Genomic DNA, 12,139 nt, shown 5'->3' on the forward strand with positions numbered 1-12,139 from the left:
TAGGGGAAGCGATGGGGAGACGCGCATGGACGCCGCACAGACGGAAGCAACCGCCAGAGCACGGGAGCTGCAGCGGAGCTGGTACGGGGAGCCGCTGGGCACCCTGTTCCGCAAGCTCATCGACGATCTGGGCCTGAACCAGGCCCGGCTCGCGGCGGTCCTCGGTCTGTCCGCCCCGATGCTCTCGCAGCTGATGAGCGGCCAGCGCGCCAAGATCGGAAACCCCGCCGTGGTGCAGCGTGTGCAGCTTCTCCAGGAACTGGCGGCCCAGGTCGCGGACGGCAGCGTGAGCGCCGCCGAGGCGACCGAGCGCATGGAGGAGATCAAGAAGTCGCAGGGCGGATCGGTGCTCAGCGGCACCGCCTCGCAGACGGTGAGCAGCTCCGGTGCGCCCACGGTCAAGCGGGTGGTCCGCGAGATCCAGTCGCTCCTGCGCTCCGTCGCGGCGGCCGGCGACATCATCGATGCCGCGGACGCCCTCGCCCCGGCCCACCCGGAACTGGCAGAGTTCCTCCGGGTGTACGGCGCCGGACGAACCGCCGACGCGGTCGCCCACTACCAGTCACATCAGAGCTGAGGCGCTGAACGGGAGCGACGCACGACGATGGGTGAGGTCTTCGCCGGCCGGTACGAACTGGTGGATCCGATCGGGCGCGGAGGGGCAGGCGCGGTCTGGCGCGCCTGGGACCACCGACGGCGCCGCTACGTGGCCGCCAAGGTGCTCCTGCAGAGCGATGCGCACACGCTTCTGCGCTTCGTGCGCGAACAGGCGCTGCGCATCGATCACCCGCATGTGCTCGCTCCCGCCAGCTGGGCCGCTGACGACGACAAGGTCCTGTTCACCATGGAGCTGGTCGCGGGCGGCTCGCTGGCGCATCTGATCGGGGACTACGGCCCCCTGCCGCCCCGGTTCGTGTGCACGCTGCTGGACCAGCTGCTGTCGGGGCTCGCCGCGGTGCATGCGGAGGGGGTCGTGCACCGCGACATCAAGCCCGCCAACGTCCTGCTGGAGGCGACCGGGACCGGGAGGCCGCACCTGCGGCTGTCGGACTTCGGCATCGCGATGCGCAAGGGCGAGCCGCGGCTGACCGATACCAACTACGTCGTCGGCACCCCGGGCTACTTCGCCCCCGAGCAGCTGCTCGGCGCCGAACCCGACTTCCCCGCGGACCTGTTCGCGGTGGGCCTGGTGGCGCTGTATCTGCTGGAGGGCGCCAAGCCCGACTCCAAGGCGCTGGTCGAGCACTTCGCGGCGCACGGCACGCCGTCGGCGCCGCGGGGCATCCCGGAGCCGCTGTGGCAGGTCATCGCGAACCTGCTGCAGCCCGATCCGCAGGCACGGTTCCGTACGGCCACGGGTGCCCGCAAGGCGCTCGCGTCCGCCGCCGAGATGCTGCCGGAGCCGGGGCCCGACGACGAGTTGGTCGAGGTCTTCGACCAACTCGGCCCGATGCCCGTCGGGTTCGGTCCCGACGGCCCCGTCGGAAAGGCGACCGGCCCGGACGGCGGGGCGTACCCGGAGCCGTCCATGTCGGAGACGGGCAGCTTCCACCTGGCGCCCCCGCCGCAGGCCACGGCCGCCGCCCCGCAGGGGGCCCGGCCGGCCGCGGAGCACACCGGAGGTTCCCCGTCGGCCCGGGCGACCCACTCGTCCCACTCCCCCCTCGAGAGCCGGCAGCCCGCTCAGGCGTCCTTCCCCCCACCCGCGCAGTCGCCGCACGGACAGCCGTCGACGGGACAGTCACCGACCGGACAGTCGCCGGGACCTCGGCCCGAGCCCACGCAGATGTCCGCACACCACCACGCCGCGGCTCCCGCGCCGGAGCCCCCCTTTCCGCCGGACCTCTCGCAGGCTCCGACGGCCGCCGTACAGCACGAGCACGCCCCCACCCGCCCCTACACCGCCCACGTCCCGCAGTTCCCGCAGCACGGCGTGGGCGGCGCCGCGGCGACGGCGGGAACGCCTTCGACAGGGGTGCCGGCGGCCGCGGCGCACGGCGCGGTACGCCGACCGGGACCGCCCCCGAAGGTCGCGATCCCGGTCCTGGTGGTCGCCCTGGCCTGTTTCGTGGTGGGCATCTGGGCGCTGTTCCAGAGCTGAGTCCCGGGACAGCCTGAGCGGGGACGGGCGGGCCGTGGGGCAACCCGAGCCGCCGGTGCCTGCGTGCTACCGGCGCCGGTGCTGCCCGTAGCGCCCGGGAGCCGCGGGGGCCGGGGCTCCCGCTTCCGTGCCGCTACGCGGGCCCGGCAGCGTGGCAGCCCCGGCCCCCGCGGCCGCGGCGCGGCGGCGTGCGATCACCGTCCAGCCGACGAGGAACAGCACCAGCGCGGCGCCCGCCCCGAGGGCGGAGACACCCACCGCGCGCATGGTGTCGGCATGGGCGCTGTCGCTCACCGTCCGGCCGCTCTCGGCGGCCTCCTTGTCGGTGCCGGAGACGCTGAACACGCCGGCGGGCTGCGCCGACCCGTCGTACGACGGACCCGGCTTCGGGGTGCCGGTCACCTTCACGCGCAGCGTCAGCCCGTGCGCGCCGCTGCCGTAGGTCGCTCCCACCTGAGGATTGAGGTGCACGGCCAGGTAGTACCAGCCGGCGAAGCGCATCTGGGAGTTCGTGTCGTCGCTGTCGTACCGGTTCTTGTAGTCGACCGGCGGGACGGGGTCGAGGCCCGCCGTCGTCTGCCCGCCGCTGTACGACGTCTCCGCGCTGTCCACGAAGCCGCGCACCGGGTTGTACACCGACATCTCGAGGGCGGTGCCGACGAATCCGTCGCCGCTGGAGCTGCCCAGCTCGGCGCTCGCGGAGAGCTGCTGCCCCCAGTCGACGGGCACCCGGTAGAAGAGCGTCTCGCCGGGCTTGATGGCGTCCTTCCAGACGCCCTGCTCCAGGCCCGGTGCCGAGCCGAAGCTGCTGCCGCCCCGGCGCCGCCGCGGTTCACCGGACGCAGGCGCGGGCGATGCGGAGTTCCAGCCCTGGGGAGGGGTCGTGGGACCGGCCTTCTTCAGGGAGGGCTCGGACGCGTAGTTCAGCTCCAGGTCCCAGGTGTCCTGCGGGGACGAGGCGCCGGTGGTGCGCTCGACGACGGCGTAGTACGTCCCCGCCGTCTGGCAGGTGCTCGAATCCGCCTCGATCGTCCTGGCCGCCGCCGCGGCGAGGGGGGACGGGCTCGACGAGGAGCCGAAGGTGCTCTCCTGGGAGGAGCACTCGTTGCTGTTGCCGTCCTCGACGGAGATCGAGATGCCGTCCGAGTAGGAGACCTTCGTCCCCAGCCTGGGGACGGCCGTCACCGAGACGTACGCGTTGTCCTTGGCACCGAGTTCCAGGCGGTAGTAGAGCTTCCCACCGGGCTTGATCGAACTCTTGTACGCCGAACCGGGGTCGAGGCGCTGGGCGTCCGTATTGCTCGTCGCGCCCGTGACGGTCTTCGCACCGGCCTCGAAGGCGTACGGATCGGGCTTGCCCACGTCCGAGGCCCGCACCGCGGAGGCCCGCACCGCGGAAGCCCGTACAGGCGAAGCCTTCGCCGACGAGGCCTGCGCAGCCGCGCCCCGTACGGCCGGAGCCCGCACCGCCGCGGCCTCGGCCGTGGAACCCCGGGCAGCAGCCGATGCCTGCCCCGAAAGCGCCGCGACCGCGCACAGTGCCGCCCCCGCGGCCGCGGTCACCCGGCCGTATCGCCGCCCCGTCCCGAGCCGCCTCATCCCCGCGTCACCCCTCGTCGTCCCTGCGCCCGTCCCGGCCTGGAGTACCGTCCGCACGCCCCGATGCAACGGGACGGCGGTGGACCATCCTGCCCCACCCGGATCGCCCGCCCTACGCCGATCGGGGCGGAGGCCGCGTCATCGCGCCACTGTCCGGCCACGGCGGCCCCCACTGCCCTGGAGAGCAGCGCCGTACCCCCTGGTTCCCGGCCCCGCAACCGGACCGGATTTTGCACGCGCAAGCTATCCACTGGGCCGGATGAACTCAAGGGGACTCCGGTGCGTCCCCGGCGTGGCACTGCGGCCCCGCACCCGGTCGGTCCGGCGGGACAGCACGAGGCCCCGGCCGCAAACGCGGCCGGGGCCTGTGAAGAGGGTGTTGTCGATACTCACGAACCCGTGGGCACGGAGTCAGTCGCCTCCGTCCACAGATCCTGCTCGGCGCGATCCGCCTGGATCTGGCGGTACACGAGGAGCCCGCCGATGGCGGCCAGTGCGACCAGGAGAAGCTTCTTCACCGCGCGACCTCGTCTTTCGTTGACGTAGGGGACCTCTGGCGCCCGACTATACACACCGATCGATATCGATCGGTGACCTGTGTCCGCCCCCAACTTCCGCCCTGCACGGCCCAGTCCAATCGGATCCGGAGCCTCCGCCCGCCCCCGCAGACTGTGACGTTCGATGCCCATCCTCGCTTACCAGGGCACTTGCGGCCATCCGAGTGGTGTTCATCTGAAGATCGACGCACCGCGAGCGTCGGTCCACCACTCTCGGGCCCTCATACACATCATGAGGAAAGTACGCAAATCGCCCAACCTGAAAGTGAGGAGCCATGGCCGGCACCAAGGTCATGAAGTTGTGGACCGCCGTCATCACCGCCTTCGTCGCATTGCTCACCGCTCTTGGTTTCACGACGGCCGCCGCGGCCGCTCCGGCCCACCGGCCGGCGAACGAGTCCTGCGAGGGCCGGGACGCGATCTTCGAGGGCCTGCCGGCCTGGTCGCTCCCCTTGCTGTGGACGAAGCCGCACAAAAAATTCCTGCCACCCACGATGAAGCAGCGCATCCGGGCAGAGGCCCATGGCTCCTCACCCAGCTGCCGCCGCCTCCCGTCACTCGGCGACGACGCCCGCGACCTCGATGTGGCAGGCCCGCACGCCGTGGGATCCCCCGGCTCCTCCCACCCCTCCCACGGCTCTCCCCAGCCCGCCTTCGGCGCTCCCCGTCCCTCGCTCCGCACCGGTACGACGGCCGTCCACGACGCCGAACCCGCACCGGCACCCGCGCGCCGCTAGACAGCACGACGGACACACGCATCTCCCGACGAGCCGGCGCACACCGTCGCGGCTCAGGTCGGACGCCCCTCTCGGCGGAACACAGAGCCTCCAAGGCCTTCCGCACAGCCCATACGGCCCCACGGGCCAGGGCCGCAGCACCCTGAGCACCACCCGGTGAACACCGTGGCACGGTCGGTACGACGGCGCGGTCCACCACAGTCCTGTCGGCACGAAGGAACGGTCAGCACGACGCAGTAGGTGCCGACCCGGTCCCGTATGTCCCGTGCGCCCTGCGCGCCAACGCCTCACAACCCGGCCGACGACCGACGAACGGCCGACAACCGCAGAACGCACCACACGGCAGCAGCCACGAAGGTCCGCCCCCCGAGGCAGGGCCCTACAGGCATGTCTGCCCTTTCGCATGTCCGCACGCAGCCACGGGCTCGCATCGCTGCACACATCCTGCGTACACATCCCCGGCACTGTGCCGCTCGGCCCCCTGTGCCGCGACGCGCATGTCGCCGCCCGGATTCCCGATCACTGTCCTTCGGCCGCGCCCCTGCGCACGCGGCGGCCACAGGGACGGCGCCGCTCTCAGCGCGCCCAGGCTCCCACCACGGCGGCGGCAGCGGATCGGCGGGAGCCCGAAGGTCGGCCGGCCCGGGTGCAGTCCTCCACACCGCCGCAGAGCCTCCGTAAGCCCCCACGGCCCGAAAGCCGTGCCGCGAGCGGGCCGTTGGCTCCGGTCGTGAGCCACGCCGTACCGTGGCCGGGCGAGGTGCTGTCCTGAAATTTCTCAAGAACAGGGACATCCGGCGTCGCCGATGCCATGGTTTGGGCGTGACGTGGACAACGCTCGCGCCGCTGATCGGCGTCGTACTCGGCGGACTCGTGTCGTGGTTGGCCCAGCACTCGCTGGGACGCGCGTCGGAGCGTGCCGAGGTCCGCCGCAGCGTCCGTGAATACGCCGAAGCGCGCCGCAACGAACGCCTCGCCCACCTCATCGATTTCCTGTCCGCGGTGCAGGAGGCCGAACGGGTCGCCGTGGACCACTACCAGCACCATCTGGCCGACGAGCAGTGGCAGGCGCGGGCACGACAGACCCTGGACAGGATGTGGGTGGCGCAGAAGACGATCCACATGCTGTGCGCGCCCCAGGTGAACGAGGCGGCCCGCCGTGTCGCGTTCGCCGTTCAGCACGTGGTCAGAGAGGGCCCCGACGACCCGGGAGAACCCCAGGACGAGAAGGTCTGGGCCCATATACGTCCAAGCCGACGGGAGTTCCTCGACGTTGTGCGCGACCACCTGCGTTGAGAGCAGGGGATACGGGGAGGGCTGCCCTTCCCCCTGCCGGGAGGGCGAACAGCGCTCCCGCCCGCGAGTGATCATCCGGAAGATCCGCTGATCGGTTGATGTCAGCCGTGAATGCCGAAGACCCCCAGCCGCGATTGGCTGGGGGTCTTCGTGCTGGTGGGGCTAACAGGATTTGAACCTGTGGCCTCATCCTTATCAGGGATGCGCTCTAACCAACTGAGCTATAGCCCCGCCGCGCTCTGCGGTGTGTGTCCCGCGCGCTGACCTCTGAAGATTAGCGCACGACGTGCCCAGTCCCAAAATCGATACTTCCGGGCCGATGACCGGGGGTCGCCCCCGGCCCCGGAGGGCCTTGGAACCGGCTCTACTCGTCCTCCGCCAGCGTCAGCTCGACGCCGCCCACGAAGCCCGCGGAGAGGTTGTAGATGAAGGCGCCGAGCGTCGCGAGGGCCGTCGCGAGGACGACGTCGATCACCGCGATGATCGTCGTGAAGATCAGCACGTGCGGCAGCGAGAGGAAGGACTGGAGATCGAAGCCGTTGGCCTCGTTCGAGCCCGTGGCCTCGGAAATCGTGCCGCCGACCGTCGAGAAGACACCCATGGCGTCCATGACCATCCACAGCACCGCGGACGCGATGATCGTGCAGATCCCCAGCGCGATGGAGAGCAGGAAGCTGACCTTCATCACCGACCACGGGTCGGCCTTGGCCACCCGCAGCCGCGCCTTGCGGGTGCGCGGCGTCGTCCGGGCCCCGGTGCGCGGTCTGCGCACGGCGCCCGTCGCCGCGGCCGTCTGGTACGCCTGCGGCGGGTGGTACGGCTGTGCCGGCTGCTGCTCCGGCTGCCGCTCCCCGGGAAGAGCGCTGCCACCCGCACGGCCGTCGTGGGTCTGCGGTCCTCGGGTGTCCGTCACAGTTCCCCCCTGGGATCCATGAGTGTCGTGGGAGTCGTGCGTCTCAGCGGCGGGGCCACGGCCGCCTTCCGGTCCGGTGTTGTTCGCTCCGGCGCCCGTGGCTCCGCTCACGATGACTCACTCCTCGCGCTACTCGGCCGTGGACTCCGTGCCCTCGTCCGTACCGGCGGCCGTCTGGTCCTCGGCCGATTCGTCGAGGGCCACACCCTCGACTTCCTCGGCCTCGCGACCGGCCTCGGCGTTACGAGCGATACCGACCACGGCATCGCGCTTGCCCAGGTTGATCAGTTGGACGCCCATGGTGTCACGGCCCGTCTCCCTGACCTCGTTGACTCGCGTACGAATCACACCGCCGGACAGTGTGATGGCGAGGATCTCATCGGTCTCCTCGACCACCAGCGCACCGACGAGCGAGCCGCGGTCCTCCACGATCTTGGCGGCCTTGATGCCGAGGCCGCCGCGACCCTGGACGCGGTACTCGTCGACGGCGGTCCGCTTCGCGTACCCACCGTCGGTTGCGGTGAACACGAACGTACCCGGCCGCACGACATTCATCGAGAGCAGCTCGTCGCCCTCGCGGAAACTCATCCCCTTGACGCCCGACGTGGCACGGCCCATCGGGCGCAGCGCATCGTCCGTCGCGGTGAACCTGATCGATTGGGCCTTCTTGCTGATGAGCAGCAGATCGTCCTCGGCGGACACCAGCTCGGCGCCGATCAGCTCGTCGTCCGAACCGTCCTCCCGCTCGCGCAGGTTGATGGCGATGACACCGCCGGAGCGCGGCGAGTCGTAGTCCTTCAGCGAGGTCTTCTTGACCAGACCGGCCTTGGTCGCCAGGACCAGGTACGGAGCCGCCTCGTAGTCACGGATGGCGAGGATCTCCGCGATCGCCTCGTCCGGCTGGAAGGCCAGCAGGTTCGCCACGTGCTGGCCGCGCGCGTCGCGGCCGGCGTCGGGAAGCTCGTACGCCTTCGCCCGGTAGACCCGGCCCTTGTTCGTGAAGAACAGCAGCCAGTGGTGGGTCGTCGAGACGAAGAAGTGGTCGACGATGTCGTCTTCCTTCAGCTTCGTGCCACGCACGCCCTTGCCGCCGCGCTTCTGGGAGCGGTAGTCGTCCGTCTTGGTCCGCTTGACGTAACCGCCGCGCGAGATGGTGACGACGATGTCCTCCTCGGCGATCAGGTCCTCGATGGACATGTCACCGTCGAAGGGAACCAGCGCCGAGCGGCGGTCCTCGCCGTACTTCTCGACGATCGCGGCGAGCTCCTCGCTGATGATGCCGCGCTGGCGGACCGGCGAGGCAAGGATCTCGTTGTACTCGTTGATCTTGGCCTGGAGCTCGTCGTGCTCCTGGACGATCTTCTGGCGCTCCAGGGCGGCCAGCCGGCGCAGCTGCATCTCGAGGATGGCGTTGGCCTGGATCTCGTCGATCTCCAGGAGGCCCATCAGGCCTTCCCGGGCGACGTCGACGGTGTCGCTGCGCCGGATCAGCGCGATGACCTCGTCGATGGCGTCCAGGGCCTTCAGCAGGCCGCGCAGGATGTGTGCGCGCTCCTCGGCCTTGCGCAGCCGGAAGCGCGTACGGCGGACGACGACCTCGACCTGGTGCTGCACCCAGTGGCGGATGAACGCGTCCAGCGAGAGCGTGCGCGGCACCCCGTCGACGAGCGCCAGCATGTTGGCGCCGAAGTTCGTCTGCAGGTCGGTGTGCTTGTAGAGGTTGTTCAGGACGACCTTGGCGACCGCGTCCCGCTTGAGGACGATGACCAGGCGCTGGCCGGTACGCGAGGACGTCTCGTCGCGGACGTCGGCGATACCGCCGATCCTGCCGTCCTTCACCAGGTCGGCGATCTTCTGCGCGAGGTTGTCCGGGTTGACCTGGTAGGGGAGCTCCGTGACCACCAGGCACTGGCGGCCCTGGATCTCCTCGACCTCGACGACCGCGCGCATCGTGATGGAGCCGCGGCCCGTGCGGTACGCCTCCTCGATGCCCTTGCGGCCCACGACCAGGGCGCCGGTCGGGAAGTCGGGGCCCTTGATGCGCTCGATCAGCGCGTCCAGGAGCTCCTCGTGCGTGGCCTCCGGGTGCTCCAGGTACCACTGGGCGCCCGCCGCGACCTCGCGGAGGTTGTGCGGCGGGATGTTGGTGGCCATGCCGACCGCGATGCCCGCCGAGCCGTTGATCAGCAGGTTCGGGAACCGCGATGGCAGGACGGTCGGCTCCTGGGAGCGGCCGTCGTAGTTGTCCGTGAAGTCGACGGTTTCCTCGTCGATGTCGCGGACCATCTCCATGGACAGCGGCGCCATCTTGCACTCGGTGTAGCGCATGGCGGCGGCGGGGTCGTTGCCCGGGGAGCCGAAGTTGCCGTTGGAGTCCACCAGCGGCATCCGCATCGACCACGGCTGCGCCAGGCGGACCAGCGCGTCGTAGATCGAGGAGTCGCCGTGGGGGTGGTAGTTGCCCATGACGTCGCCGACGACGCGGGCGCACTTGTAGAAGCCCTTCTCGGGCCGGTACCCGCCGTCGTACATGGCGTAGAGCACGCGCCGGTGGACGGGCTTGAGACCGTCGCGTACGTCGGGCAGCGCACGCGACACGATGACGGACATCGCGTAGTCGAGGTACGAGCGCTGCATCTCCGTCTCGAGCCCGACGGGCTCGATGCGCAGGTTCTGGCCCTCGTCCTCGGCAGGAGTGGGAAGGTTGTCGTCGGCCATTGCCGTTCAGGATCCTTTCGAAGCGGTCGTCGACCGACTCAGATGTCGAGGAAGCGGACGTCCTTGGCATTGCGCTGGATGAACTGGCGGCGCGCCTCGACGTCCTCGCCCATCAGGACCGAGAAGAGGTCGTCGGCCTGAGCGGCGTCGTCCAGGGTGACCTGGCCGAGCACGCGGTGCTCGATGTCCATCGTGGTGATGCGCAGCTCCTCGGCGTTCATCTCGCCGAGACCCTTGAAGCGCTGGACCGAGTCGTCCTTGATGCGCTTGCCCTGCTGGCGGCCCCGCTCGATGAGCGCATCGCGCTCGCGGTCCGAGTAGGCGTACTCGAAGTCGTCACGGCCCCACTTGATCTTGTACAGCGGGGGGCGGGACAGGAAGACGTGACCCGCCTCGACCAGCGGCCGCATGAAGCGGAACAGGAACGTGAGCAGCAGCGTGTTGATGTGCTGGCCGTCGACGTCGGCGTCCGCCATCAGGACGATCTTGTGATAGCGCAGCTTCTCGATGTCGAAGTCCTCGTGGACTCCGGTGCCGAAGGCCGAGATCAGCGCCTGGATCTCCTGGTTCTGCAGGATCTTGTCGATCCGCGCCTTCTCGACGTTGAGGATCTTGCCGCGGATCGGGAGGATCGCCTGGTACTGCGGGTTGCGGCCGGACTTCGCCGAGCCGCCGGCGGAGTCACCCTCGACGATGAAGATCTCGCACTTGGTGGGGTCGTTCGACTGGCAGTCGGACAGCTTGCCCGGCAGGGACGCCGACTCCAGCAGGCCCTTGCGGCGTGTGAGGTCACGGGCCTTGCGGGCCGCCACGCGCGCGGTGGCCGCCTGGATGCCCTTGCGGATGATGTCCGTGGCCTCGTTCGGGTTGCGGTCCAGCCAGTCGTTGAGGTGCTCGTAGACCGCCCGCTGGACGAAGGTCTTCGCCTCCGTGTTGCCCAGCTTGGTCTTGGTCTGGCCCTCGAACTGCGGCTCGCTCAGCTTGACCGAGATGATCGCGGTCAGACCCTCACGGATGTCGTCACCGGTGAGGTTGTCGTCCTTCTCGCGCAGCAGCTTCTTGTCGCGTGCGTACTTGTTGATCAGCGACGTGAGCGCGGCGCGGAAGCCCTCCTCGTGGGTACCGCCCTCGTGGGTGTGGATGATGTTGGCGAAGGAGTACACGCCCTCGCTGTAGCCACCGTTCCACTGCATCGCGACCTCGAGGGACAGGCTCTTGTCCTTGTCCTCGGCCTCGAGGTCGATCACCGTCGGGTGCACCACCTCTCCCTTGCGGGAGTTGAGGTACTTCACGAAGTCGACGATGCCGCCCTCGTAGTGGTACGCCACCGTGCGCGGCTTGGCGTCGGTGTCGTCGCTCGGCTCCGCGGTGTCCGCACCGCTGGTGGCCTTCGCCGACTCGCGCTCGTCGGTGAGCTTGAGGGTCAGGCCCTTGTTGAGGAACGCCATCTCCTGGAAGCGCCGCGACAGCGTCTCGAAGGAGTACTCGGTGGTCTCGAAGATGTCCGGGTCGGCCCAGAAGGTGACCGAGGTGCCGGTCTCGTCCGTGGCCTCGTGCTGGGCGAGCGGCGCCGTCGGGACACCCATCTTGTAGTCCTGCGTCCACCGGTGGCCGTCGGTCCTGACCTCGACGGACACCTTGGACGACAGGGCGTTCACGACGGAGACGCCGACGCCGTGCAGACCACCGGAGACCGCGTAGCCGCCACCCCCGAACTTGCCGCCCGCGTGCAGCACGGTCAGCACGACCTCGAGGGCCGGCTTGTTCTCGGAGGGGACGATGCCCACCGGGATGCCGCGGCCGTTGTCGATCACGCGCACGCCGCCGTCGGCGAGGATCGTGACGTCGATGGTGTCCGCGTGGCCGGCCAGCGCTTCGTCGACGGAGTTGTCGACGACCTCGTAGACCAGGTGGTGCAGTCCACGCTCACCGGTCGAGCCGATGTACATGCCGGGGCGCTTGCGGACGGCGTCCAGACCCTCGAGGACGGTGATGGCGCTGGCGTCGTACGACGAGGCCACGGACGACTCGGTGATCTCCGCCGTCACGTCGGCGGAAGTGGACGGGATGTTCTCGTTGGGGTTGCCGGAATCGGCCACGAAGCGCCCTTTCTGGCACAGCACGAGCCTGGCTCCCGGCAAGGGCCGGAGCGGCTGCGGCATGTTGCGTGGATAAGCCTTTGTCAGCGTTGCTCGGGTGTGTGTCCCACAAGTGGGCC

Annotated in this window: 9 protein-coding genes and 1 tRNA gene; 4 read left to right on the forward strand and 6 right to left on the reverse strand. The window is 69.8% G+C overall.

Annotation, left to right across the window (positions count from 1 at the left end; translation table 11 throughout):
* Window positions 1-25 precede the first annotated feature (25 nt).
* Together ACWCP6_RS08420 and ACWCP6_RS08425 are read left to right on the forward strand one after the other, a co-directional pair.
* Window positions 26-577 carry a DNA-binding protein gene (locus ACWCP6_RS08420; protein WP_450931605.1) on the forward strand — a complete coding sequence of 184 codons (552 nt, stop codon included), beginning with the start codon at window positions 26-28 and terminating at the stop codon, window positions 575-577.
* Window positions 578-604: 27 nt separating this feature from the next.
* Window positions 605-2,101, forward strand: coding sequence for a serine/threonine-protein kinase (locus ACWCP6_RS08425; RefSeq protein ID WP_450931606.1), 1,497 nt, complete (start codon window positions 605-607; stop codon window positions 2,099-2,101).
* Window positions 2,102-2,167: 66 nt separating this feature from the next.
* On the opposite strand, the gene ACWCP6_RS08430 is transcribed toward ACWCP6_RS08425, so the two are convergent.
* Entirely contained in the window at window positions 2,168-3,700 is a 1,533-nt protein-coding gene (locus ACWCP6_RS08430) for a hypothetical protein (RefSeq protein WP_450931607.1), read from the reverse strand.
* Window positions 3,701-4,089: 389 nt separating this feature from the next.
* The gene (locus ACWCP6_RS08435; RefSeq protein WP_003999697.1) at window positions 4,090-4,218 is read right to left on the reverse strand and encodes a DLW-39 family protein; all 129 of its coding nucleotides are present in this window, start codon (window positions 4,216-4,218) and stop codon (window positions 4,090-4,092) included.
* Between the two features lie 314 nt (window positions 4,219-4,532).
* Here ACWCP6_RS08435 and ACWCP6_RS08440 point away from each other — a divergent pair, with 314 nt between their 5' ends.
* Complete coding sequence (locus tag ACWCP6_RS08440; protein WP_450931608.1) at window positions 4,533-4,994, forward strand: DUF6344 domain-containing protein; 462 nt, start codon at window positions 4,533-4,535, stop codon at window positions 4,992-4,994.
* An 822-nt stretch (window positions 4,995-5,816) separates the two neighbouring features.
* A complete protein-coding gene (locus ACWCP6_RS08445; RefSeq protein ID WP_450931609.1) occupies window positions 5,817-6,290 on the forward strand; it encodes a hypothetical protein in 474 nt (157 codons plus the stop codon).
* Between the two features lie 154 nt (window positions 6,291-6,444).
* Here the strand turns inward: ACWCP6_RS08445 and ACWCP6_RS08450 are convergent.
* The 4 genes from ACWCP6_RS08450 to gyrB form a co-directional block, all read right to left on the reverse strand.
* Window positions 6,445-6,521, reverse strand: a tRNA-Ile gene (locus ACWCP6_RS08450).
* 133 nt (window positions 6,522-6,654) lie between these two features.
* Window positions 6,655-7,314: a DUF3566 domain-containing protein gene (locus ACWCP6_RS08455; protein WP_450931610.1), complete on the reverse strand. Its 660-nt coding sequence runs from the start codon at window positions 7,312-7,314 to the stop codon at window positions 6,655-6,657.
* 18 nt (window positions 7,315-7,332) lie between these two features.
* Window positions 7,333-9,921, reverse strand: coding sequence for a DNA gyrase subunit A (gene gyrA, locus ACWCP6_RS08460; protein ID WP_450931611.1), 2,589 nt, complete (start codon window positions 9,919-9,921; stop codon window positions 7,333-7,335).
* 38 nt (window positions 9,922-9,959) lie between these two features.
* A complete protein-coding gene (gyrB, locus tag ACWCP6_RS08465; protein WP_450931930.1) occupies window positions 9,960-12,044 on the reverse strand; it encodes a DNA topoisomerase (ATP-hydrolyzing) subunit B in 2,085 nt (694 codons plus the stop codon).
* Between the last annotated feature and the right edge of the window lie 95 nt (window positions 12,045-12,139).

This window comes from Streptomyces sp. NPDC002004, from assembly GCF_053593975.1.